We start from the raw sequence: 23,151 nt of genomic DNA, 5'->3' as shown, positions 1-23,151 counted from the left end.
GGAGCGAAGCGGGGGAGAGAAAAAGGTGGTGCCTCGCGAGCCGGCGGCGAAGCCGCCCAACAAGCAGCAACGTCTCTCTCGCGACTCCGGCCCGGCAGCAACGTCTCTCTCGCGACTCCGGCCCGGCAGCAACGTCCCTCTCCCGACCCCGGCCCGGCAGTGCCGTCCCTCTCCCGACCCCCGCCCCCCAGCACTGCCCCCGCCCCCGCCCCGCACCCACTCCCGAGCGAAGCCCCCTAACCGGTCTAGACCAATATTGCACCCCCTTCCGCCCGGTCGATACCTTCAAGGCACCGCGCACCGCGCCGGATGTCGTTCCGGGGTGTTCGAGGCACGTCGGGTCCACCACTTCGTGCTCCGCTTCGTCGCAGCCGGAGGTATCACCCCATGCCCGCTTCCCCCGTGCCCGGGTCGGTGATGGCCGGCGAGATCGCGGCCCAGCCCGAAGGGCTGGCTCGGATCCTGACCGAGGGGCTCGACCCGATCCGTGCCGTCGCCGCGGAGATCCGGGCGCGCGACCCACGGTTCGTGCTGTTCACCGGGCGGGGGACATCCGACAATGCCGGGCTGTACGCGCGCTACCTCACCGAGGTGCTGCTCGGCCTGCCCGCCGGGCTCACCTCGATGTCCACCACGACCGCCTACCGCGCCCGGCAGCGCTTGGCCGACTGCCTGGTGGTGACGGTGAGTCAATCCGGCGGTTCACCGGATCTGATCGCCTCCGCCCGACAAGCCCGTGCGGACGGCGCACTCACCCTCGCGGTGACCAACAACGCCGATTCCGTGCTGGCCCGCGAGTCCGATCTGCACCTGGACGTGCTCGCCGGTCCCGAGCTCGCGCTGCCCGCGACCAAGACCTACACCGCCGAGCTGCTCACCCTGTTCCTGCTGGTCGACCACCTCCGGGGCGGTACCGGCGAGGCCGCCCGGGCGCTGCCCGAGGCGGCGCGCGCGATCCTGGATCGGCACGCCGAGATCGAGGCGTCCGCCGAGCGCTACCGGTTCGCCGACCGACTTGTGGTCACCGCGCGCGGCTACGGCTATCCGACCGCACGCGAGGCGGCGTTGAAGATCATGGAGACCAGCTACATCGGTGCCCAGGCGTTCTCCGGCGCGGACCTGATGCACGGCCCGCTCGCGATCGTCGACCGGGCCTGGCCGGTGCTCGCGGTGGCGCCGGACGGCGCGGGCGGGCAGGCGCTGCGGCCGGTGCTCGACCGGCTGCGCGAACGAGGCGCGGACCTGTACGTGATCGGGTCCGCCGAGTCGGTGGCCGAGTACGGCCGGGGCTTCGTGCTGCCGACCGGGCAGGCCGAGGAGGTCTCGCCGATCCTGGAGATCCTGCCGCTGCAACTGCTCGCACGCGAGGTCGCGTTGGGACGCGGCTGCGACCCGGACGCCCCTCGGGCACTCGCAAAGGTCACCGAGACGCGCTAGCGGTCGCCGGCGCCGCTCTACCCGCCCCACCCTCCCCACCCTCCCCAACCACGCACTCCGGCTCAAGCACTCCGGTTCAGCCCCCGGACGACTCGCGTGCGTCGAGGAGTTCGTCCCAGTTCGCCGCCGTCCATGCGCACGCGGCGTTCATCGGGACCAGCATGCCGCGGCCCAGCGGGGTGAGCGCGTAGGTCACCCGGCGTACCGGGGTGTCGAGTGCGGTGCGGCTGATCAGGCCGTCGCGTTCGAGCGTGCGCAGTGACCGGGTGAGCACCTTTGCGGTGACGCCGTGCATCGGCACACGCAGTTCGGAGAAGCGCCGCGGACCACCCTCCAGGCAACGGATGATCATCCCGGCCCACTTGTCGCCGAAATGGATCGGGGACAGGTTCGACGGGCAGACCGGATCGAACATGTCCGCCCGCAGGGGTTCTCCGATGGCCTCGCTCATGGGCCCACCGTAGCCGGTATCCGGAAGGTAACCACCGCCCTGGGTAGCGTGCGTGGCGGTGGTCGGGGCAAGGGCTCGGCCCGGACGAACGGGGTGGATCGATGAGCGGCATCATCGTTTTCGGCGCAGGTGGTCGGACCGGACGCACGGCCGTCGCGGAGGCGTTGCGCCGGGGGCATCGGGTCACCGCCGTGGTGCGCGACCCCGCGAAGTACTCGGATCTGGCCGGCCCGGACGTGCGGGTGTGCGCGGGTGACGTGACCGACGCGGATGCGGTGGCCGAACTCGCGGCGGGGCACGACGCGGCGATCGCGGCGGTATTCGACCCGGCCGCGCCGGTCGGCGACTTCTTCGTGCGCGCGGTGCGGGCGCTGCTGGACGGGCTCGCCCGGGCGGGCGTCGGACGGTTGGTGTGGGTGGGTCTGGCGTCGGTGCTGCCGGCCGAGTCCGGCGAGTTGTTGATGGATACGCCGGGCTATCCCCAGGAGTACCGGGCGTTCTTCCTCGCGCATGCCGAAGGCAACGCGACACTGCGGGCGGCCGGATCGGGCGCCGTCGACGACGCTCCTCATGTCGTACCGGAGCAGGTCGTACAGGACCAAGTCGTTCCAGAGCAGAGCACACCAGAGCAAGTCGCACCAGAGCGGATCGTGCAGAAGCGAGTCGTGCAGAAGCGAGTCGTAGCGAAGCGAGTCGTGCCGGAGTGGGTCGTGCTGAGCCCGTCCGGCGACTTCGATCATGAGGGCGTCCGTACCGGTTACTACCGCGCGGCCCCCGCCGACGCGGAAAGCCGGGTGTCCTACCCGGACTTCGCGATCGCGCTGCTGGACGAGGTCGACGCGCCGAAGCTGCGTGGGGTACATGTCGGGATCGAGGACGGTCGATGACCGAGCGGGTCTTGGACCCTTCCGATCCGTGGGTGGCCGCGCACATCGAGCGCTTCCCGGCCACGGACGGGCGGCCCCGGGAAGGCATCGACGACCTGCTGCCGACCACGCGCGGGCGGCGCCTGGTCGCCGAGCCGACCGCCACGGTCGACATCGGCGGCGAGGTCTTCACCGCGCGCACGCGCACCGCGACGGCGGCGGAGAAGCCGAGGTTGTGGGCGCTGATGGTGGCGGCGATGCCGGCGTACCGGGCCTATCAGGAGGGCACCACCCGGGACATCCCGGTGGTGATCACCGAGCGGGCATCAGCGGCGGCCGGATTCGCGTCCCGACCCGCGTCCCGATCCGCGTCCCGACCCGGGCGCGCGGAAAGGCCGCGCTACGCCCTGGCCGAGCCCGTGTGCTCGACCGCGAACAGGCGGTGTTCGACCCGGTCGAGGGCCACCCGTACGGCGCCGAGGGCCACGCCGTCCGCGCCCAGTGCGGACAGTTCGACGCGCGGCATCCGCAGGCACAACCGGCGCAGCTCGGTGGTCAGCGGCGGGACCGCGTCCGCGAGGCCGGCCGCCCAGCCGCCGATCACCACGATCTCCGGATCCAGCGCCAGCACCAGCGCGGTGACGTCGTGGATCAGCCGCTGGACGAACCGGTCCACCGCCTCGGTCGCGGTCCGGTCGCCCTCGGCCGCGTGCCGGAACACCTCGCCGACAGCCGCCTCGTCCAGCGGCGGCAGCGGCGTGCCGGTGGTGGACAGCAGATTCTCCGGAGTGACCTGGCGGCCCAGCAGGTGCAGCGCGCCGATCTCGCCCGCGGCGCCGCCGAAGCCGCGGTGCAGGCGGCCGTTGATGAACGACCCGGCGCCCGGGCTGAGGCCGGCCATCACGTAGACGATGTCGTCGGACCCGACCGCGATGCCCTTCCAGCGTTCGCCGATCGCGGCCAGGTTGGCGTCGTTCTCGACCTGGACCGGACAGCTGAACGAGCGGCCGAGTCGGCCGCCGAGGTCCAGGCCGGTCCAGCCCGGCATCGCCGAGGACAGGGTGACCACGCCCTCGGTGTCCACGATCCCGGGCGTTCCCACGCCCACGCCCCACAACGAACCCCGGGACACCTGGGCCCGGCGCAGGGTCTCGCTGACCAGGCCGCGCACCCGTTCGAGCCGGTCCTCGGCCTCGCAGTCCTCCTCCACGGTGCGTGCGGCCCGGCCGACGATCGTGCCGGCGAGGTCCGCGAGCACGACTCGGATGTGGTGCACGCCGACGTCGATACCGAGCAGGTGACCGGCCTCGGCGTGGAAGCGGAAGCGTCGAGCCGGCCGACCACGCGGACGACTGCCGTCCTCGCTCTCGGCGGTGGTGGTCTCCACGACCAGACCCTCGGCGAGCAGGCCGTCGACGACACCCTCGACGGTGGGGCGGGACAGACCGGTGGCCTCCATCAGCGCGGTCACGGTCAACACCTCGCCACCGCGCAACGCGCGCAGGGTCGCCGCTGAGTTGATCCGCCGGACCACGGAGGAATCTCCGCCGGTCGCCTGTGCCACAGCTCTTGTCCTCTCATCGCGCCGGCGCGCGGTACGTGCGTCCGGGCCGCCACGCCCGTCGTACACGTCGTCGCTCAGGCGCGGATGGTACCCAGATTTCGCGTCGAATCAGGACGCCGGCCGCAACGCGGTCGGCCCTGCCTCGGCGAACGCCAGCCGGCAGGTGTCGGCGCGATAGGTCGCCACGGTGACCGCGGCGGTCCGGCCGAGCGCGGTGTACGTCGTCGTCACGACCAGTACGGCGGTACCCGGCGGACGCTCCAGGTAGCGGGCCTCCTCGGCCTCGGCCACGCCCAGTTCGACCGCGCGGTGCCGGCCCTCCAGGCGGTGGCCGCGCAGTTGACGCAGCATCAGCGAGGCGCGCTCGAAGCCCGGGACTCGGGTGGACAACGAGGGCACGACGGCGCGGGAGACGTACAGGCATTCCAGCCCGACCACCTGGCGCATGGAGAACTGCCGGCGGCGCAGCCGGTGCACCAGGGCCGAGGGGCGGCCCTTGAGGGTATCCGCGAAGTCGTCGGTCACCGGCACCGTGGCGCAGTCGATCACCTCGCGGTCGCGCAGGTCCACGCCCGGCCAGCCCTCGCCGTCGGCGCTGAGCGAGACGTCCACGCGCGGTCCGGCGACAGTGGTGCCGGCGCCGCGCTTGCGGACCAGGCGGCCTTCGAGTTCGAGCTGTTCGAGGGCGTGCCGAAGGGTGGCCCGGGCGACGCCGAAGCGGGCCGCGAGGTCGCGCTCGTTGGGCAGGACGTCGCCGGAGCTGAAGTCCTCCTCGATCGCCTTCAGCAGCGAGGTGCGCAGTTGCCAGTACTTGGGCTCACCGAAGACCGCTTCGTCCGGCAATGTCGCCATGCTGCTCACGGACGCCCCCTCGGCTGGCCGACGCCTGCGCGGCGTGGACTTATTGCATGCTCGGTTTAGTAAAGACGGTTGAATATAACCGCGTCGGACCACGAAAGGTCCAGACCAAGTCGGTCCGAGTTGCCGGTGACCTGGCTCACATCGCCCCGTCCGGATCAGGGGCGCCTAAGCTGACCTGCGCGAATGGTTCACCGCCCCGGCCGGGGTGCGTGTCGCAAGAGGGAATCCGGTGCGAGTCCGGAACTGCCCCGCAGCGGTGAGTGGGAACGAGAGTCGTCATCACGCACTGGACGCCGAGCACGGTGTCCGGGAAGCGACGGCCGGTAGGTGTCGGTGCCCGAACGGGCCGACGTGCCCACGAGTCCGAAGACCTGCCCTTCGCCCGTGCGCGGCACGTCCGTGCGCGGCCCACCCGGAGCCTCGCGGGAGGGTCGGTCCGCGTCTTCGTGGCCGGCGCCGTCGCGTCGTCTCGGTCGGGACCCGGATCGAACTCGCGAAGGAGAGTTCCCATGACCCGCTCGACCCGCTCGACCCGCTCGACCCGCTCGGATGGCTCGGCCGGCTCGGCGGAGGGATCCGAGCCGGACCGCTCGGATCCCTCCCGCTCTGCCCGCTCTCCCCGCTCGCGCCGTGCCACTCGTCGTGATCGCGCGGCGCAGCCCGCCGCGTCGGCCGCCGGTTCGGCCGCGTGCACGATCACCGTGTGCCGGGGCTGCTGTTGCGGCACGGCCAAGATCGCGGGTGCGGATCACGCGGGCCAACCGGCCACGTTGAGCGCGGCCCTGACCGGTACTCGGGTCGCGGTCCGGCTCAGCGACTGTCTGGGCCCGTGCGAGCGCGGCAATGTGATCGTGGTGCAGCCCTCGTCGGCGGGCCGTGCGGCGGGCGGGCGGCCGACCTGGTTCGGGACGGTCAACGACCGGGACGCGACCGGCGAGATAGCGGCGTGGGCGGCGGCGGGCGGCCCGGGGATCGTGGACGCCCCGGGGCTGCTGGGCCTGTACGAATTCACACCGAACCGCAAGGCCCGGCAGGGGTTGGGCTCCTGACGAGGGCTCATGCCGGAAGCCTGCCCCACCCCGAGGACGACCCGACGAAATGGCTTCCCCGCCCGGGCAACGCCCGGGCGAACATCGCACGTTGCAGCTGCCGGCTCGGGCCTCGGACGACCTGCCGGACGACCGAGGCCGACGCGGCGCGCAGGGCGTCGCCCGCGCCGTGGCCACGGCTCCGCACGCGCGCGCGTCTGCGGAGCGCGTCGAAAATTGGTCCAGTCCAATGTATTGACGACCCGGAAGTGGAAGGCCCACCCTTTGGCCGTTGGTCTATACCAAATCCTCCGAGGGAGTCCCCCGTGGCACGTCGCTACGTCCCTGTCCTGGCCGCCGCCGCAGCGTCGGCCGGGTTGATCTCGCTGTTCGCGTTCACCGGCGGCGCGACCGCCGCCGGCCCCGCCGCGTCCCCGGCGACCACCGGTATCGGCAGCAACTGGTATGCCGCCGCCCCGTACCTGATGCCGCTCGACAACGACCCGCCGGACGCCGGCGCGGTGATGGACGCCACCGGCCTGAAGGCGTTCCAGCTCGCCTTCATCCTGGCACCCAACGGCGGTGGTTGTACGCCGACTTGGGACGGCACCAAGCCCACCTCCACGGATACCGCGGTGGCCGGTGTGATCGCTGCGATCCGAGCCAAGGGCGGTGACGTCTCGGCCTCCGCCGGCGGCTACGGCGGCACCAAGCTCGGCCAGACCTGCGGCACCCCCGAGGCAACCGCCGCCGCGTACCAGCAGGTGATCGACAAGTACTCGCTCAAGGCCCTGGACTTCGACCTGGAGGAGCCGGAGTACGAGAACGCCGCGGCCATCCACAACGAGATCGGCGCCGCCAAGATCATCCAGCAGCGCAACCCGGGCATCTACCTCTCGGTGACCACGGCCGCCACGGCGGACGGCACCGGCTGGTTCGGCAAGCAGATGCTGAACGAGGCCAAGGCGCAGGGCTTCGTCCCGGACAACTTCTCCATCATGCCCTTCGACGGCGGGTTCAACGGCGCCGCCGCGCAGACCTCGGCGCTGACCAACTTCAACACCGTCCTGCGCAACACGTTCGGCTGGGACACCGCCACCGCCTATGCCCACGAGGGCATTTCGCAGATGAACGGACGCAGCGACACCGGCGAGTACTTCTACCAGGCCGACTTCCAGACGGTCTACGACTACGCGATCAGCCACCACATGGCGCGCTTCACGAACTGGTCGGTCAACCGGGACCGCCAGTGCACACCGCCGGACAACAACGGCAAGACCTCGGGCGTGTGCAGCAGCGTGCCGCAGGGCGCCTACGACTTCACCAAGTTCTCCGTCCGGTTCGCGGGCGCCACACCGCCCACCACGACCCCGCCCACCACGACCCCGCCGACGACGACGCCGCCGACCACCGTCCCGCCGAGCACGTGCACCACGACGGCGTGGGACCGCGCCGCGATCTACGTCGCGAACAACACCGTGTCGCACAAGGGTCACTCGTGGAAGGCGAAGTGGTGGACCCAGGGCGAGGAGCCGGGTACGACCGGCCAATGGGGCGTCTGGCAGGACCTGGGCGCCTGCTGACCGGATGACCTCGGGTCCGGCGCCAGGCGACAGCGCCAGGCGACAGCGCCCGGTGACGCCGCCTGGTGACAGCTCCGGTGGCGCCGGACCCGGCGCGAATACTCGCTCGTGCCGATTCGGCGGCCTGCCTAGGATCGAGCGATGACGACTGCCGACCCTGCCTCCGTGACGGAGGCCGTGACGGAGGCCGTGACGGAGGCCGTGGCAGAGGCCGTGCGCCGGGGCGACGTGGGCTGGCTCTGCGCCTACTTCGACGAGACGACGCCCTGCCCGGTCGCGGTGCTGCGGCGGTTGATCCGGCACTCGGACCCGGTGCTGCGCCACCTCGGAGTCGTGTTGCTCCGGGAACGCGCGGGGCGACCCGATCAGGGCTTGCTCGCGGAGTCGGCGAGCCTGTTGTCCGGGGTGTCGCCCGGGTCGGCCGAGACGGCGGCGGTACTGGCACAGGTGTACGCGAGGCTGCGCGTTCCGGTGCCGGAATGGCGGTCGGCGGCATGGCCGGCCAAGGTTCGGATCGCCTGGTTGCGAGCCGAGATCATCGGCCGACCCGAGGCGAGCGTGCGGGCCGAACGGCCGGGCGAGGAGCTGTACCAGGCGGTCGGCGCGATCGACGCCGGCGATCCGGCCGACCTCGACGGCTACCTGCGCGGGCTGATCGCCCGGCCCGATCCGGTGCTGCGCGCGGCGGCACTGCGGGTGCTGCGCGAGGCGGTGTACGGCGCGCTGTTGGGGCCCGAGCAGGCGCGCGTCCGGTTGGTCGAGTTGTTGGACCCGGCCGGCGGGGCGCGGGTGGTCGCGGGAGCGCTGGCCGCGTTGGCCGAACCGTGGGCGGCCGGTGCGGCACCGCGCGGGATCGAGCCCGCGCTCCGACGGCTGGTGTCCGAGCATCCGCAGGCCGTGGAAGCGGCCGCGCGGTTCGGCCTGTCCGGGTTGCTGCGCGAGATCGCGGCGGATCCGCGATTGCCCGGAAACCGGCGCCGACGCGCCCTCGCGCTGGTCGGGGAGTTCGCCGAACGTGGCGACACGACCGCACTGTTGACGCTCGCGCGCACGGACCCGCTGCTGTTCGCCGAGCCGATGGCCGAGTGTCTGCGGGCGATGCATCGACGCGGGCACTTCGTCCGGGCCGACGACGTGCCGGCCGTGATCGAAGTGGCGCTCGCGGACCACCGGGTGTCCTCGGTGACCTACGCGATCGTGCTGTTCACCGTGCGCCACGAAGCGTTGCGGGTCCTGACGGCGGTGTCGGAGGACGATCCGCACTGGCCTCGATGCCTGGACCTGCTGCACTCGACGGCCGCTCAGGGAGCACCCGATCTACCGGTCGCCGAGGTGCTCACCGCACGACTGGCCGGCTCGGAGCGGCCCGAGCCGATCCTGTCCGTCCTGCGCGAACTGCGCCACCGGGACGCGGAGGACGCGGTGCTCGCCGCCCTGCCCAGGGCTCCCCGGGCGGTGCTGGGCACATTGGCGGCGATCGGTGGTCCGCGCACGGTCGCGGCCCTGCGCGCGGGGCTGGGCATGGACGATCCCGACGGCGTGGTCGTGCCACATCTGCGGGCGGCGGCGGACCGGGCCCTGGAACTGGTGTGGCACCTCACCGACGATCCGGACGCCCGCCGGGAGTTGCGGGCTCGGCTCGACCGCCGAGAGCTGCCGAAACGGATCGCGACCGACCTCGGTATCCCCGATTCGGACGAACTCGCCCTGCTCACCTCGGACCTCGACGTGCACCGGCCGGCCGACGCACTGTGCCGGCTCGCCCGCAACGGCGATGCGCGCAACGTTCCCGTGCTCGCGGACCTGCTGCTGCGGGTGGTCGGCGACCTCGTGGCGAACCGGGGCGAGGAGATCGCCGAACCGGTCGTGCCGGAAGAGGTGATCGAGGCCATCGGCGATCTCGGTGAACGGCTGCACCGACGCGGCGTGTTGCGCCCGGTGTGCCTGCCGGACGCCGCCCACCCGGAGGCGGCGCGCGGTGCGCTGCTCACCGACATCACCCTCGACCTGCTGGACCGCGCGGGAATCACCGCCGCCGAAACAGCCGTCCTGCTCGAACTCCTGACCCGGATCCGGACTCCGGGCGTCAAGCAGCGGATCCACCGGCTCGTGCGACACCGCGATCCACACGTCCGCAAGCACGCCATCGCGCTGTTGGCACGCGACGCGGACCCGGACGCGGCCCGGTCGTTGTCCGCAAGCCTCATCCCGCTCACCTCGGTCGCCGATCCACAGACGGTGCGTCAGGCCCTGCACGCGCTCGGCCGCGCACGGGCCCATTGGGCCGGCGAGGCGATCGCGGCGTGCCTGGAGCATCCGGTGATGAACATCCGCAAGACGGCGGCGCGGGCGCTGCTCGACGCGGGTACACCGGCCCAGGTCCCGGCGCTGCTCGGCCTGCTCGGCCGGCACGACAACCCGGGCCTGCGCGAGTCGCTGACGGCCGCGCTTCGAACCATCCTGGGCAAGGGCTACACCGCGTGTGTGTTGTCCGCGGCGGAGCGGGCGACGGACGCGCGCGAGTGCGGGCTGCTGCTGGACGCCCTGGACGGTGAACTGTCCGCGCGGGCCGTGGCAGCCCTGGCCCGACGCGACTCGCCGCTCACCCGGCCGCTGCTTGCCGCTCTAGCGTGCGGCGACCTGGACCTGGGCTTCGGCGTGCCGGCCGACCTGGTCGCGGAGTTCGCGGCGTACGACATCGCGCCGGCGCCGCCGGAGCCGGTGTCGGAGGAGGACGCCGAGGTACGGGGCGACCTGATCACGCTCGCCCGGCAGCGCCGCCCCGGTCACGACGCGCGGGCCGTGCTGCGCCTGGCCGGTCGGCCGCAACAGTCGAGCCCCGCGCAACGCAGGGTCCTGCGCGAGGCGTTGCCGCAACTGCTCGCGATCGCCCACGATCGGCCCGCGGACCGGGCGGCCGTACTGCGCCTGGTCGTGGACGTCTGTCCGGGGCCGTGGGCGAACGCCGAGCGTGCCGCGTTCGCCGATGCGTACCACGTGCTCGCGGCCGAACTCGGCACCGTGGAAGGGGTGGAGAAGATCCTCGAAGCGATCGCGGGTACGCTGTCCGAGGTCGCCGCCTTCGTCGTCGCGGCTCGGGTGCGCGCGCTGCCGGCACAGTCCTTCGCGGGCGTGCGGCCGTTGGCCGTGTTGCGGAGCTGCGGAGCCGTACTCACCCGCGCCGACGTGGACCGGGCCCTGCTCGGAGCGCGCTCGGGGCCGAACCCCTGGGACGCCGAAGTCACGTTGCTGCGGCAGGTGTTCGCCTCGAAGGGCGCAGCGGGGTCGACGACCGCGAAGGCCGCCCGGCCCACCGACGGGCCCGACGCGGCCGCGGCCCCCGGCTCGCCGCTCGACCCCACCGCCGCGGCCCGTACCGCCGCCGCCCTGGTCGCCTGGCGGTCCGCCCTCGGCGAGGCGGTGGGCTCGCCCCGCACGCTCACCGCCTTCCGCGCCGCGGCCGACAACCCCGTCGACGTCGACTCCCGATCCCGCGTCGCCGCGCTGATCGACGCCTTCCCGACCGCCGATCCACACACCCGGGAACTCCTGCTCGACTGGCTGACGGAACTTCAACCGATCGACGCACCGCCGTGGATCCTGGCCGAACAGGTCAACCGCGCCACGGCGCCCGTCCGCGTCCCGGAGCCCGCCGACCTGGACCAACCACGCTCGACCGCACAACGCGAGCGCCTGCTCGCACTGCTCACCGCGACCGAACCGGCCCGGCGCACCGCCGCCGCCCGGATGCTGAGCGGATGGGACGAGCCGGAGGTACGGCGGCTGGTCCTCGACGCCCACCTGCGCGGCACGCTCGCCCTGCCGCGCCGGGTGCGGCTTGCCCAAGACCTGCTCCGGATCACCGACTTCGACGGTTACGACGAGGCCGGTCGCGAACGCGCCGCGGGCCTTTGCGCGCTGCTGCCGGCGGAAGAACTGGAACGTATGGCGCCGCACCTGATCTCGTGGTGGGAGAACGGCGCACCGGCGACCAGGGCACAGGCGTTCGCCGCCACCCGAGGACTTTCCGGCGACGCCCTCGCCGAGGTGCTGCGGACCCGGCTGGAAGCGGGGCGCTGGGGCTGCCTCGACCTGCTGCTCGACCGGTCGATGCGGCGCACTCCGGAACTGACCGAGGCGGTGCGTCGGTTGCGCGTCGAGGGGCGCGGCGCCCTCGCCGACCGATTGACCCTGACCGACGGACTGCTTCTGCGCGCCGGTGCGATCGGCCGCAACGGCTCGGCGTTGATCGCACTGCGCAAGCGTTCGGTGCCCGTCGGCGCCGAACAGCCCACGCGCGACGAACTGATCGGCCTCGCCCGCGGCGATGCCCCCGAACAGGCCCGCCGAGCCCTGTCCCGACTCGCCGACGAGCATGCCGGCCACGACGAAGTGCGGGCCCTCGTCGTCGAGTTGCTGAGCCATTCGGCCCCGAGGGTGCGACTGCACGCCCATCGCATCTCGCGGCGCGTCCTGGCCCGTCCCGAGTATCTGCGGCACACCGAGAAGTTGCTCGACGACCCGCGTCGGGACGTCGTCCGAGGCGCCATCCGCACCCTGTCCCACGCCCGCTGGGAGCCCGCCGTCCCCACCCTGGTCGCCCTGTTCGGCGACACCGACCCCGTGCTTCGCGAGGCCGCCGCCGAGGGACTGGCCCGGATCGGCGCACCCGCGCTGCCCACACTGCGCAAGGCCGCCGCACACGCCCGCCCGGACCGCCGCGCCCGCTACACCGAACTGCGCGACCGGATCGAGGCCGCCCCGAAGTGAGCCTCGTGAAGACGAGGGACAGGAGCGGCGATCACGCAAGCCGCCGGTGCAGCCACATCTCCAGGGTGAACGGACTGCCGCGGCGGTCGCGGACGATCGTCGGCGCGTCGGTGCGGACGAACCCGGTGGCCCGGGCCACGCCGATGCTGGCGATGTTGTCCGACGGGATCCGCAGACCCACGGCGTGCACGCCCACCACCCGGTAGGCGTAGTCGGTCATCAGCCGGACCGACTTCGCGGCGAGCCCCCGACCGCGATGGGCGGCCCCGATCGTGTACGCCAACTCGGCCTGATCGCGACGCCCGTCGAGGCCGACGAACAACATGATCACGCCGCGGGGCTCGCCGCCGTCGAGGGTCACGGCCAATTGGATCGAGCGATGTTCGGCCCTGGCCTGCCGGGCCTTGGTGAGGAACTCGCGGGCGGCTTCGGCATCGAAGGGCGAAGCGAGCGGGGTCCATCGGGCCGTCTCGACCTCGTCGAAGAGGTCGACCAGGGACGGGAGGTCGGCGTCGGTCCATTCGCGTAGCCGGATTCCGGGCCCGGTCAGTTCGATGGCGGAGGTCAGTCGGTAGGTGGTCGGGGGTTCGGTGGACATGGGTCGAGTGTGCCTCGCGAGCTCCGGCAGGGGTCGCGAACCGGCCGGCCACGAGGTGGGTGTCCCGAGCCGGTGAGGGCGCGTGTGGTGGGGTTTCGAACCGGCCGCTGACGACGAACGGGGTCGGGTGGGTTTCGAACCGGCCGTGACGACGAACGGGGTCCCGCGCCAGGCGCGGGACCCCGTTCGTGGTGGGCCGGGTTCAGCGGCGGTGGGCCGTTTCGGTGCCGGCCGCGTCGCGTGGGTCCTGGACCTTGGTGCGGTACAGCCACAGGGCCACGCCGACGATGAGCACCCCGCAGGCGACCCCGAGTTCCTTGTAGCCGCCGTAGCCGGTGATGGAGAAGCCGGTCGCGCCGACCACCAGCACCACGATCAGGAACGCGGCGAGGAGCCAGGCCAACGGGACGAAGAAGTTCGGCAGCCGGATCGGGCGGGCCAGGTCGGGGCGGTCCCTGCGCAACATCGCGAAGCCGGAGATGGCCAGGATGTGGGTCAGGATGTAGCCCAGGTTGCCGGTCACGATGATCGCCAACGGCGTCTTGAGCGCGATCAGGATGACCACGTTGACCACGAGCGCGATCATCAGCGCCCGAGCCGGCACGCCGCGCTTGTCGAGCACGCCGACCTGCTTGATCGTGGTGCCCTCCTTGCCCATGTTGTAGAGCACCCGGGAACCGTCGGCCAGACCGGTGATCATGATCAGCAGCAGCGACGCGATCAGGAAGACCACCATCAGGTCGGCCGCGCCGCCCACCAGATCGTTGAACGCGCCGACGTAGAACGTGGTCGGGTCGAGCGCGATCGCACCCTCGCCGACGTACCCGGCCAGCGCCAGCGGCAGCAGGATGAACACGCCGAGCGAGAACAGCACGCCCGCGCGCAGCGCCCGGGAGGTGTCCTTGACGGTGTCCTTGTACTCCGGGGCGAAGGTCGCGCAGACCTCGACGCCGAACGACGTCCAGGCCATCACGTACAGCCACACCAGCGACTCGCGGATGCCCGCCGCACCGTGCAGGTTCCAGTGCAGGTTGCTCGCGCTCCAGTCGCCACTGGCGAACGGCAGCACGATGAACACCGCGAGCGGCACCAGGAGCATGCCGCCGGTGACGTAGACGACCCACATCGCGACGTGCAGGCCGAACATCGCCGCGCCGAACAGCAGCACGATCACCGCGAGGCCGACCACGATCGGGAAGGTCAGCTCGGCGATGCCCAGGTCCAGCGTCCAGTCCTGGCCCTTGAACCACTGAGCCTGGACCAGTGAGCCGATGATGCCCGCGTACACGGACAGCGCGGTGGTCCACGGGAACCAATAGCCGATGCTGGCCAGCGGGCCGACGAACGGTGCCCGCTTCTTCCAACCCTCGGTCGCATAGTGCGCGATGCCGCCGGACGATTCGGGGAACATCGCGGCGAGCTCGGTGTAGATCCAGTTGGCGATCGTGGCCAGGACCATCGAACCGGCCCACAGCGCGATCGCGCCCCACGCGCCGAGTCCGCCGATCGACGCACCCAGCGAGGCGATCAGGGCGGCGGGCATGGTCAGCGACATCGCGAAGCCGTCGTACCAGCGCATCTTCTTGGCGAGCGCGGGCGCATTCGCCGCAGCGCCGGCCGGTGTGGTGTCGGCCTGTGTGGGGCCGGTCGAGCCGGGGGCGGCCGGCTGAGTTGACGCGGTCATCTGTGTCCCCTTCGCGGGGTGGGAGCGGCCGGTGGGTGATCCCGGGGGACGGCCGCTTGGGGGAGGGGGTCGCGGGCTCGGGGGGCGCCGTTGTCGGCGGCGTCGTCGGCCCTGCTGATGGCCCTGTTATAGATGCGAGTTTTCGACCACGTCAAGGCTTCGTCTTTGTTCATTCGACAAATGAGACCTGTGGAAGTTGCTCATTGGGATCTATTGACAGGTCAAAGTTGCTGATGAAGTCTGAGCACACGCCGCCCGAGGACAGAGAGGGATCCCCCCGCATGAGCAGCAACGGCTCCGCCCGCCACCAGTTCTTCATCAACGGCGCCTACGTCGACGGCACCGGCGCGGAGGGCTACGACGTGGTCAGCCCGGTCACCGGCGAGTACGTCGCGACCATCCCGGTGCCCACCGCCGCCGACCTGGACAAGGCCGTGGCCGCCGCCAACACCGCACAGCGCGCGTGGGCCAAGGTCAACGTCTGGCAGCGCGCCGAGCTGTGTCACCGCATCGGCGACGAGATCACCAAGCGCGTCGAGGAACTGGCCCGCCTCCAGACCCTGGAGCAGGGCAAGCCGCTCGCCGAGTCGGTCGCCGACATCGAGGAGGCCGCGCAGCTCTTCCACCTGCACGCCGAGGACGCGGTCCGGCTGCACGGCGAGACGATGCCCTCCACCGACGGCACCAAGCGTATGTGGACCTTCTACGCGCCGGTCGGCACGTGGGGCATCATCACCCCCTGGAACTTCCCGCTGCTCATGCTCGCCGAGTTCGTCGCCCCGGGCCTGGCCACCGGCAACGCGCACGTGGTCAAGCCGCCGGCCAACACGCCGCTGACCGTGCTCAAGGCGATGGAGGCGTTCGTCGCCGCCGGCGTCCCCGAGGGCCTGATCAACATCCTCCCGGGCGAGGGCGCCACCGGTGACGCGCTGGTGCGCCACGACGGCATCGACGCGATCGGCTTCATCGGCTCCTCCGCCACCGGCGCCAAGATCCAGGCCAGCGCAGGTCTCAAGCGCTCGATCATGGAGTGCTCCGGCAACGGTCCGCTGGTCGTGCTGAAGGACGCCGACCTGGACGCCGCCGCCAAGGCCGCGGTCTACGGCGCGTACCTGTGCGCCGGCCAGGTCTGCTGCGCCACCGAGCGGGTGATCGTGGTGGACGAGGTGCACGACGCGTTCGTGGCCGCCGTACTGCGCGCCGCCGAGGACGTGGTGCTCGGCGACCCGTTCGACGCCGCGACCAACCTGGGCTCGCTCAACAACGAGGGCGTCGCCGCGAAGATGGACCGGCACATCGCCGACGCGCACGAGCGCGGCGCCAAGGTGCTGCTCGGCGGCAAGCGCCGCGAGGGCATGCCGACCGACCTGTACTACGAGTTCACCGTCGTGGACCAGGTCCCGGTCGACAGCCTGCTCTCGCGCGAGGAATCGTTCGGCCCGGTCGTGCCGATCATCACCGCCGCCGACGAGGACGACGCGCTGCGGCTGGCCAACGACGACAAGCTCGGCCTCCAGGGCGCGGTGTTCACGAGCAGCATGCGCGCGGCCTACCGCTTCGTCGAGGAGATGGCCGTCGGCCAGGTCGTGGTCAACGACAGCACATGCTTCTGGGACGTCAACATGCCGTTCGGCGGAGCCGGCAACCGGGGCACGGGCTGGGGCCGGATCGGCGGCAAGCACACGCTGTTGGACATGTCCGACCTGCGCACGGGCGTGATCAACCTTTAGGTCCCCAATCGCCGGACCGGCTTTGGCCTCAAGCGCCGGCCGGGCTGATCGACCTCGAACGCGGCCGGGCCGAGTCGAACCGGCCTTCGGCCCCGGTGCCCTCGAACGCCGGCCGGGCCGGCTTCGCGAATCGAGCCATGACAGCCCGGCCGGCGTTCGAGGGCCGGCTCAGTGCACATATCGGCCACAACCCGCAAGGGAACCGCATGACCCCCAGCCACCGCACCGCGTTGCGCCGCACCGCCCAGGAACCGTTCTGGCTGGATCGGCCCGAACACCCGGAGCCGCTGCCCCGCCAGGTCGGGGACACCCGGACCGATTTGGCCGTGGTCGGCGGCGGATACACGGGCCTGTGGACCGCCCTGATCGCCAAACAACGCGATCCCGGCCGCGACGTACTCGTGCTCGAACAGGGCACCTGTGGCCACGCCGCCAGTGGGCGCAACGGCGGTTTCTGCTCCCCCAGCCTCACCCACGGCCTGGCCAACGGCCTCCAGCGCTGGCCGGACGAGATCGACACGCTGCAACGCCTGGGCGCGCAGAACCTGGCCGCGTTCGAACGCGACCTGGACACGCACGGCATCGACTGCGGCTTCGCCCGCACCGGAAAGGTCGCGGTGGCCGCCACCCCGTGGCAGGCCCAGGCGCTGCGCGCGTCGGTACCGGTCGCCAACCGCCACGGCGAGAAGGCCGAATACCTCGAACACGACGCGCTGCGGGCCTACGTCGACTCGCCGCTGTGGTCGGCGGGCGTATGGCAGCCCGACTACGCGCTGTTGGACCCCGCCCGCCTGGTGTGGGGGCTGCGCCGGGCCTGCCTGGACGCCGGTGTGCGGATCGTGGAGCGCACCGAGGTCACCGCGATCGACACCAAGCCCACCGACCTGATCCGGCTCACCACCCCGTACGGGATCGTCGGCGCGCGCCGGGTCGCACTGGCCACCAACATCTTTCCACCGCTGCTGCGCCGGCTCGGGCTGAGCATGGTGCCGGTGTACGACTACGCGCTCACCACCGAGCCGCTGACGGACGATCAGCTGGCCGCGATCGGCTGGACCGGTGCGCACGGCGTCACCGACGCGGGCAACCAGTTCCACTATGTGCGCAAGACCGAGGACAACCGCATCCTGTGGGGCGGCTACGACGCCATCTACCACTTCGGCAGCAAGGTGGACGAGGCGCTGACCCAGCGGCCGCAGACGTTCGACGTGCTCGCCGAGCAGTTCGCCGCGACCTTCCCGCCGTTGGCCGACGTCGCCTTCTCGCACGCGTGGGGCGGGGTGATCGACTCGACCACCCGGTTCTGCATGTTCGCCGGCACCGCTGCGGCCGGCCGGGTCGGCTACGCGCTCGGCTTCACCGGACTGGGCGTGGGCGCCACCCGGTTCGGCGCGGAGGTCGTGCTCGACCTGCTCGCGGGCACCCGATCCGAGCGTACGGAAATCGAGATGATCAAGCGCAAGCCCATCCCGTTCCCGCCCGAGCCCGCGCGCTGGATCGGCATCCAGGCCACCCGCTGGTCGATGGCCCGCGAGGACGCGCACGGCGGCCGCAACATGTGGCTGCGCACGCTCGACCGGCTCGGTCTGGGCTTCGACTCGTGACCGACGTGAGCGGCCCCGGCGGGCCGGGTGTGCCGGGGAGGCGAGAAGAACAGGGCAAGATGACTGCCGAGGATCGAGAGGACGTGCCGAACTCGGCGCCACAGCACACCCGGAGCAGCCGCATGAACCCCGCAGGCCCGTTGGACGACATCGACCGGCGCATCATCGCCATCCTCCAGGCCGACGGCCGGCGTGCGTACAAGCAGATCGCCGAGGACCTGGGCATCCCGGCGTCCTCGGTGCGCTATCGGGTGCAACGCCTGGAGGAGAGCGGCACGCTCCAGATCGTCGGCATCGCCAACCCGCTGACGATCGGCTTCGATCGGCTCGCGATGATCGGCATGCGGGTGCGACCGGGCAGCGCCCGGGAGGTGTGCCGCGAACTGCGCGAACTGCCGGAGACCTCCTACGTGGTGATGGTCGCCGGGCAGTACGACGTGATGGTCGAGGTGATCTGCCGCGACACCGACCACTTCACCGATCTGCTCAATCGGCGGCTGCTGTTGATCGACGGGGTGCTCTCCACGGACTCCTTCTTCGTCCTGGAAGTGCACAAGCTCGCGTACGGCTGGGGCGTCGGCGGCGTCGAGTCCTCGCTGCTGGACGCGCCGGAGATACCGCCCGGGTCCGGGCTGGATCAGCGCGACAGCCGCTGAGCACCGGGCGCGTCGTGTGGTCTCCCGCTCCCTCGGAGGGCGGGCGGACCCCACGGCGCGCCCGTGACGCGCCGTCAGGACGCGCGGCGGCCGGTGCGTTCCTCGATGAACGCGCCGATTCCGTCCAGGAGTCGGTTCAAACCGAAGTCGAACAGCGTGTCCAGGTCGAACACGGCGTTTCGGGCCGCGACTCCGGTGTACATCGGGTAGGCGCCCGAGCTGAGGATGTTGTGCAGCGCGGGCACCTGGGAGCGCAGCCAGTCCGTGTTGTTGAGTCCGGTCGAGCGTTCGGCCTCGAACTCCGAGTCGATGTCGGTACCGGCACCCCGGGTGAAGCCGATCACGGTGAGCGCTATGTAGAGCATCTCGTCCTGATCCAGGCCGTCGACCTCGGCCATCATCCACTCCACCTGCGCCATCGCCTTGGGCATCGGACGCGGTCGGGTCAGTGACAGGGCCTGGGCCAGCCACCGGTGCGTGCGATAGAGGTCCCACTGCACCCGGCAGGTCGTCTCCATCCGGGCCCGCCAGCCGGTGATGTCGGGGCGGGAGGGTTCCAGGTCGCCGAAGACCGTGTCGGCCATCAGCGCGACGAGTTCGTCCTTGCCCGGCACGTAGCGGTACAACGACATTGCGGAGACGCTGAGTTCCGCCGCGATCCGGCGCATGGACAGCGCCGCCATGCCCTCCTCGTCGGCGACCGCGATCGCGGTTCGAACGATCCGCTCGCGGGTGAGGAACTGCTCGGGTTCGCGGGTCTCCGCACGTACGGCCGGGGTGCCGCGACCGGGTGCCGGGCGGGACGGGCCGGCGGAGCGCCGGGAGGCGGGTACCGCGACCACTGTGGCCACCCCCGGCACCACCTGCACCAGTCCCTCCCGGCCCAGCGTCGACAAGACCTTGGTGGCGGTCGCCATCGCAACGCCCCACTCCCGGGTGATCGAGCGGGTCGAGGGAACCCGGTCGCCCGGGCGCAGTTCGCCGGTGGCGATCCGCCGGCGGATCTCGGCGATGATCCGCACCGACGGCGGATCAGGCCGGGTGTCGGGCCCCGACCGGGTCTCGGGACGGGCCTCCGGCTGCGTTTCGGTGCTGGTCACGTTCGCCTCTCCGTTCGTCTGTGACGGGCTCGTCGAATCAGTGCACTAGTGCGGAGGTTCGGTGCTCGGGCGGCCGACGGTACGAGTGTGCCGACCGGCGCCGTCCGCCATTTCCCCCGGCCACCCGCGCCGGAGCGTTTCAATACGTCCGCCCGGGTGGACCGTGCGGTCGGTCGAATCGCCGCCCGGGAATGACGCGGTTACGTTGTACGCGCCCCGGCGGTAGGGGCTTTTCGTCACTCCAAGTGGCCCGCCTCGGTTACTCGTTGACAACACGAACTCTATCTGCGTATAACATAAACTCAAGCATCTACGGCATATACAGTTCCAGTGATTCGAAGCGGAGAACCCAGATGCCCACGCTCTTACGAGCCACCCCGATCGGCACGGCGGCGTGCCGCGGTGAACAGCCGTGACCCGCCGGCAAGGGCGTGGCATCGCGGCAAGACTCGGTGGGTGGAGCACCCGCCATCGCAAAACGGCGATCTTCGGCTGGCTGTTGTTCGTGGTGATCACCGCGGCGGTCGGTGGCAACGCCGGCCTCCAGGAGGCCACCGTGGCCGAGCTGGACGCCGGCGACTCGGCCCGGGCCCGACAGATCCTCGAGGACCACAAGATCGAGGAGCCCGCCGTCGAGTTGGTGATGGTGACCGGCCGGAACGCGGACGAGTGGAAGAAGGCGGCCGCGGACCTGACCGGCCGGCTCAAGGGCATCGACGTCGTCCAGCAGCTCAAGGCGCCGCTGCCGGCGGAGAACGCCAAGTCGGCGCTGATCACCTTCGAGATCAAGGGTGAGAAGGCAACTGCCGACGGCCGGATGAAGCCGGTGTTGGCCGCGGTCGACGAGGTCAAGAAGGCCCACGGTGACGTCAAGCTCCACCAGTTCGGCGACGCGAGCGCCAACAAGTGGCTCAACGACATGCTCTCCGAGGACTTTCAACGGGCCGAGTGGACGGCGGTGCCGTTGGCCCTGGGCATCCTCCTGGTCGCCTTCGGCGCGCTGGTGGCCGCGCTGTTGCCGGTCGCGCTTGCGATGACCGCGTTCATCGCGGCCAACGGCCTGTTGGCGCTGCTCAGTTACAAGATGCACATGTTCCAGACCACCAGTTCGGTGATGCTGCTGATGGGCCTGGCGGTGGGCATCGACTACTGCCTGTTCTATCTGCGCCGCGAGCGCGACGAGCGGGCCGCCGGCCGGGACGCGGAGACCGCGCTGCGGATCGCCGCGGCGACGTCGGGCCGGGCGGTGCTGATCTCCGGGGTGACCGTGATGGTCGCCATGGCCGGCATGTTCCTGTCCGGCCTGCTCATCTTCAAGGGCTTCGCGGCGGCCACGATCCTGGTGGTCTTCATCGCGATGCTCGGCTCGGTGACCATCCTGCCCGCGCTGATGTCCTGGCTGGGCGATCGGGTCAACAAGGGGAAGGTGCCCTTCCTCGGCGGCCGCAAGGGCCGCCCGCGGGCCAGTGGCGGGCTCTCCGGCGCGCTGCTCAAGCCCGTGCTGGCCGCGCCCGCGCTGTTCGCCGTGCTCGGGATCGCCGCGATGGTGGTGCTGGCCTCGCCGGCCCGGGACATGAAGACCGAACAACTGGGCCTCCAGAAGCAGATGCCCGCGGACGCCCCGCTGCGCGTGGACTACGAGGAGATCACCTCGACCTTCCCCGGCGGCCCGGCTCCGGCGACGGTGGTGGTCGAGGCGGCCGACATCGGGTCCGCGCCCACCCGGGCCGCGCTGGCCGACTTCGCGGCCAAGGCGAAGGCCAGCCCCGACTTCGGCAAGGCCGTGGAGACGCAGGTCTTCCCGCAGGCGAACGTCGCCAGGATCCAGGTGCCGCTCGCGGGCAACGGGTCCGACGCACGCTCGAAGAAGGCGCTGGATCACCTGCGGGACGAGCTCATCCCACAGACCCTGACGCCGGCCGCGACCAAGGTCTACGTCACCGGCGACCTGGCCTCGTCCGTGGACTTCACCGCGAAGCTGAAGAGCGGAATCCTGCCCGTCTTCGGCTTCATCGTGGCCGTCACCTTCCTGATCATGCTGATCTGCTTCCGCTCGTTGCCGATCGCGCTGCTCTCGATCTGCCTCAACATCCTGTCGGTGCTCGCCGCGTACGGGGCGATGACCCGGGTCTTCCAGGACGGTTGGCAGGCGGAGCGGCTGCACACGGAGCCGGCCGGGGCGATCGAGGCGTGGATGCCGCTGTTCGTGCTCGTGGTCCTGTTCGGGCTCTCGATGGACTACCACGTGTTCGTGGTGTCCCGGATCCGCGAGGCGCACGATCAGGGGGCGTCCACGAAGGAGGCGATCCGCCAGGGCATTCGGGCCACGGCGGGCGCGATCACCGGGGCGGCCACGATCATGGCGGCGCTGTTCGCGGTGTTCGCCACCTTGTCCATGCAGGACATGAAACAGATGGGCGTGGGCCTGGCGGTCGCGGTGCTGCTGGACGCCACGATCGTCCGGATGATCCTGCTGCCCTCGATGATGATGTTGCTCGGCGAGAAGAACTGGTACATGCCGTGGTTCCTGCGCTGGCTGCCGCATCTCTCCCACAGCGTTCCCGCGGAATTGGCCCGGCCGGAAGCGTCGCACGTTTCTCCGCAGCCGGTCGGAGTCGATTGACCGTGGGAAATTCCCGCGCTCGACGAATCGGGACGGCGCGATGTTCGTGAAGAAGTCTTGGCGAAATTAAAGGGGTGCAATGCACATGTGGAATCATGAATACGGCATCGACACCGACGCCGCTCCCGAGGTGGTCTGGGGACACTACATGGACCTGACCACGTGGCCCATCTGGAACCCGGGCATCAAGCTGGTCGAACTGCACGGTCCGTTCGCCGCCGGCAGTGAGGGCACCATCACCAGCGAGGCGTACGGTCCGGTGCCGTTCCGGCTCTCCGCGGTCACCACGCAGCACAGCTTCACGATGGAGACCCAGGTCGACGAGAACGTGTTCCTGCGGACCATCTGCCGGGTGGCGCCGCTGACTTCGGGCGGTGCGCGGATCACCCACCGGCTGGAGCTGGCGGGGCCGGGCAACGAGGCGCTCGGTGAGGCGCTCGGTCCGGGACTGACCACCAATCTCGCCATCGGAGCCAGGGCCCTCGCCGAGGCAGCAGCCTGAGGGGGAGCCCACCAAACCGCACCGCCACGTGCCCCCCGTCACGGTTGCGCGGTGCGACCGGAGCCTCCGCCGACCCCCGTCCGCGGAGGCTCCG

The 23,151-nt window shown here is 71.2% G+C and carries 16 protein-coding genes, 1 pseudogene and 1 riboswitch; of the genes and pseudogenes, 11 read left to right on the top strand and 6 right to left on the bottom strand.

The window, feature by feature from the left end; genetic code table 11:
- The first annotated feature begins 387 nt into the window (after positions 1–387).
- Positions 388–1,437, top strand: coding sequence for an SIS domain-containing protein (locus A3IC_RS0144190; RefSeq protein WP_026219438.1), 1,050 nt, complete (start codon positions 388–390; stop codon positions 1,435–1,437).
- Between the two features lie 76 nt (positions 1,438–1,513).
- Here A3IC_RS0144190 and A3IC_RS0144185 read toward each other — a convergent pair whose 3' ends face one another.
- The gene (locus tag A3IC_RS0144185) at positions 1,514–1,888 is read right to left on the bottom strand and encodes a winged helix-turn-helix transcriptional regulator (RefSeq protein WP_020556469.1); all 375 of its coding nucleotides are present in this window, start codon (positions 1,886–1,888) and stop codon (positions 1,514–1,516) included.
- A gap of 101 nt (positions 1,889–1,989) precedes the next feature.
- Between A3IC_RS0144185 and A3IC_RS71995 the strand changes: the two genes are divergently transcribed.
- Positions 1,990–2,775 (top strand): NAD(P)-dependent oxidoreductase, encoded by a 786-nt coding sequence (locus tag A3IC_RS71995; protein WP_020556468.1) that lies wholly within the window; start codon positions 1,990–1,992, stop codon positions 2,773–2,775.
- Positions 2,772–3,062: pseudogene (locus A3IC_RS66215) on the top strand (nitroreductase/quinone reductase family protein); the annotation flags it as partial. The gene A3IC_RS71995 and the pseudogene A3IC_RS66215, both read left to right, overlap by 4 nt.
- 92 nt (positions 3,063–3,154) lie before the next feature.
- Here A3IC_RS66215 and A3IC_RS0144175 read toward each other — a convergent pair.
- Positions 3,155–4,318 (bottom strand): ROK family transcriptional regulator, encoded by a 1,164-nt coding sequence (locus tag A3IC_RS0144175; RefSeq protein WP_020556467.1) that lies wholly within the window; start codon positions 4,316–4,318, stop codon positions 3,155–3,157.
- Between the two features lie 108 nt (positions 4,319–4,426).
- Positions 4,427–5,170 (bottom strand): GntR family transcriptional regulator, encoded by a 744-nt coding sequence (locus A3IC_RS0144170; protein WP_020556466.1) that lies wholly within the window; start codon positions 5,168–5,170, stop codon positions 4,427–4,429.
- 176 nt (positions 5,171–5,346) lie between these two features.
- Positions 5,347–5,572, top strand: a riboswitch (cobalamin riboswitch).
- Between the two features lie 116 nt (positions 5,573–5,688).
- On the opposite strand from A3IC_RS0144170, the gene A3IC_RS60075 reads away from it, so the two are divergent.
- From A3IC_RS60075 to A3IC_RS0144155, 3 genes are all read left to right on the top strand, one after another.
- Positions 5,689–6,228, top strand: a complete 540-nt coding sequence (locus A3IC_RS60075) for a hypothetical protein (protein ID WP_020556465.1) — start codon at positions 5,689–5,691, stop codon at positions 6,226–6,228.
- 305 nt (positions 6,229–6,533) lie between these two features.
- Positions 6,534–7,790, top strand: coding sequence for a carbohydrate-binding protein (locus A3IC_RS0144160; RefSeq protein WP_020556464.1), 1,257 nt, complete (start codon positions 6,534–6,536; stop codon positions 7,788–7,790).
- 141 nt (positions 7,791–7,931) lie between these two features.
- Complete coding sequence (locus A3IC_RS0144155) at positions 7,932–12,560, top strand: HEAT repeat domain-containing protein (protein WP_063744967.1); 4,629 nt, start codon at positions 7,932–7,934, stop codon at positions 12,558–12,560.
- Positions 12,561–12,591: 31 nt separating this feature from the next.
- Here A3IC_RS0144155 and A3IC_RS0144150 read toward each other — a convergent pair whose 3' ends face one another.
- Positions 12,592–13,158: a GNAT family N-acetyltransferase gene (locus tag A3IC_RS0144150; RefSeq protein WP_020556463.1), complete on the bottom strand. Its 567-nt coding sequence runs from the start codon at positions 13,156–13,158 to the stop codon at positions 12,592–12,594.
- A gap of 202 nt (positions 13,159–13,360) precedes the next feature.
- Positions 13,361–14,842 (bottom strand): APC family permease, encoded by a 1,482-nt coding sequence (locus A3IC_RS0144145; RefSeq protein WP_020556462.1) that lies wholly within the window; start codon positions 14,840–14,842, stop codon positions 13,361–13,363.
- 281 nt (positions 14,843–15,123) lie between these two features.
- On the opposite strand from A3IC_RS0144145, the gene A3IC_RS0144140 reads away from it, so the two are divergent.
- The 3 genes from A3IC_RS0144140 to A3IC_RS60070 all read left to right on the top strand — a co-directional run bounded on the left by A3IC_RS0144140 (position 15,124) and on the right by A3IC_RS60070 (position 18,832).
- Positions 15,124–16,572, top strand: coding sequence for an aldehyde dehydrogenase family protein (locus A3IC_RS0144140; protein ID WP_020556461.1), 1,449 nt, complete (start codon positions 15,124–15,126; stop codon positions 16,570–16,572).
- A gap of 206 nt (positions 16,573–16,778) precedes the next feature.
- A complete protein-coding gene (locus tag A3IC_RS0144130; RefSeq protein ID WP_020556459.1) occupies positions 16,779–18,176 on the top strand; it encodes an NAD(P)/FAD-dependent oxidoreductase in 1,398 nt (465 codons plus the stop codon).
- 122 nt (positions 18,177–18,298) lie between these two features.
- Positions 18,299–18,832 (top strand): Lrp/AsnC family transcriptional regulator, encoded by a 534-nt coding sequence (locus A3IC_RS60070; protein WP_063744966.1) that lies wholly within the window; start codon positions 18,299–18,301, stop codon positions 18,830–18,832.
- A 74-nt stretch (positions 18,833–18,906) separates the two neighbouring features.
- Here A3IC_RS60070 and A3IC_RS0144120 read toward each other — a convergent pair whose 3' ends face one another.
- Entirely contained in the window at positions 18,907–19,932 is a 1,026-nt protein-coding gene (locus A3IC_RS0144120) for a TetR/AcrR family transcriptional regulator (protein WP_020556457.1), read from the bottom strand.
- A gap of 412 nt (positions 19,933–20,344) precedes the next feature.
- Here A3IC_RS0144120 and A3IC_RS0144115 point away from each other — a divergent pair, with 412 nt between their 5' ends.
- The gene (locus tag A3IC_RS0144115) at positions 20,345–22,555 is read left to right on the top strand and encodes an MMPL family transporter (RefSeq protein WP_020556456.1); all 2,211 of its coding nucleotides are present in this window, start codon (positions 20,345–20,347) and stop codon (positions 22,553–22,555) included.
- An 85-nt stretch (positions 22,556–22,640) separates the two neighbouring features.
- On the top strand, positions 22,641–23,057 hold the full coding sequence (locus A3IC_RS0144110) for an SRPBCC family protein (protein ID WP_158696344.1): 417 nt from the start codon (positions 22,641–22,643) through the stop codon (positions 23,055–23,057).
- The last annotated feature ends 94 nt before the right edge of the window (positions 23,058–23,151 follow it).

The organism is Embleya scabrispora DSM 41855, assembly GCF_000372745.1.
Taxonomy (GTDB): domain Bacteria; phylum Actinomycetota; class Actinomycetes; order Streptomycetales; family Streptomycetaceae; genus Embleya; species Embleya scabrispora.
This window is presented reverse-complemented; position numbering and strand designations above follow the sequence as displayed.

Excerpts from the sequence above, each read along its gene's own strand:
- A3IC_RS0144190 (WP_026219438.1), top strand. The coding sequence starts at position 388 with ATGCCCGCTTCCCCCGTGCCCGGGTCGGTGATGGCCGGCGAGATCGCG.
- A3IC_RS0144185 (WP_020556469.1), bottom strand. The coding sequence starts at position 1,888 with ATGAGCGAGGCCATCGGAGAACCCCTGCGGGCGGACATGTTCGATCCG.
- A3IC_RS71995 (WP_020556468.1), top strand. The coding sequence starts at position 1,990 with ATGAGCGGCATCATCGTTTTCGGCGCAGGTGGTCGGACCGGACGCACG.
- A3IC_RS0144170 (WP_020556466.1), bottom strand. The coding sequence starts at position 5,170 with ATGGCGACATTGCCGGACGAAGCGGTCTTCGGTGAGCCCAAGTACTGG.
- A3IC_RS60075 (WP_020556465.1), top strand. The coding sequence starts at position 5,689 with ATGACCCGCTCGACCCGCTCGACCCGCTCGACCCGCTCGGATGGCTCG.
- A3IC_RS0144155 (WP_063744967.1), top strand. The coding sequence starts at position 7,932 with ATGACGACTGCCGACCCTGCCTCCGTGACGGAGGCCGTGACGGAGGCC.
- A3IC_RS0144150 (WP_020556463.1), bottom strand. The coding sequence starts at position 13,158 with ATGTCCACCGAACCCCCGACCACCTACCGACTGACCTCCGCCATCGAA.
- A3IC_RS0144145 (WP_020556462.1), bottom strand. The coding sequence starts at position 14,842 with ATGACCGCGTCAACTCAGCCGGCCGCCCCCGGCTCGACCGGCCCCACA.
- A3IC_RS0144140 (WP_020556461.1), top strand. The coding sequence starts at position 15,124 with ATGAGCAGCAACGGCTCCGCCCGCCACCAGTTCTTCATCAACGGCGCC.
- A3IC_RS0144130 (WP_020556459.1), top strand. The coding sequence starts at position 16,779 with ATGACCCCCAGCCACCGCACCGCGTTGCGCCGCACCGCCCAGGAACCG.
- A3IC_RS60070 (WP_063744966.1), top strand. The coding sequence starts at position 18,299 with ATGAACCCCGCAGGCCCGTTGGACGACATCGACCGGCGCATCATCGCC.
- A3IC_RS0144110 (WP_158696344.1), top strand. The coding sequence starts at position 22,641 with ATGTGGAATCATGAATACGGCATCGACACCGACGCCGCTCCCGAGGTG.